We start from the raw sequence: 553 nt of genomic DNA on the forward strand, positions 1-553 counted from the left end.
GCTTACCCGTCTCCCGCACGATCCGCACAGCGCCCTCACGGAACTCCCGGTCGAACCGTCTCCTCGTTTCAGCCATGACCATCTATCCCCTTAGGTCCGGCCTCCACGCTATCGGGGGAACCTCAGGTCGAGGTTCTCGCGCTGCGGCATGAGGTAGCGGTGCTCCGCCGGCAGGTTCCCGGCCGGCCGCGGCTGTCCTGGCCGGACCGGGCGATCCTGTCCGCCCTGGCCCGCCTGCTGCCCCGCCGGATATGGGAACATCGGATCGTCACCCCGGCCACGTTGCTGAACTGGCACCGCCGCCTGGTGCGACGCCACTGGACCTACCCCAACCGACCCGGCCGACCACCAGTCAGCGACGAGATCCGGGACATGGTGCTACGGCTGGCCAGAGAGAACCCGCGATGGGGACACCGCAGAATCCAAGGCGAACTACAGCGGCTCGGCCATCGGATCGGAGCGGGCACGATCCGACGGATCCTGGCCGGCTGGCGGGTCGCCCCCGCCGCCCCGCCAGCCAGACACCAACTGGGGCACCTTCCTGCGCAACCAG

Annotated in this window: 1 protein-coding gene; it reads left to right on the forward strand. The window is 69.4% G+C overall.

The genetic code is table 11. The annotated features are described in order from the left end of the window. Positions 1–159 precede the first annotated feature (159 nt). Positions 160–553, forward strand: a 394-nt coding sequence (locus ABGB16_RS33980) for a helix-turn-helix domain-containing protein (protein WP_347672135.1), incomplete at its 3' end; no start/stop codon positions are given.

The sequence above is a fragment of the Micromonospora sp. B11E3 genome (assembly GCF_039871625.1).
Lineage (GTDB): Bacteria > Actinomycetota > Actinomycetes > Mycobacteriales > Micromonosporaceae > Micromonospora.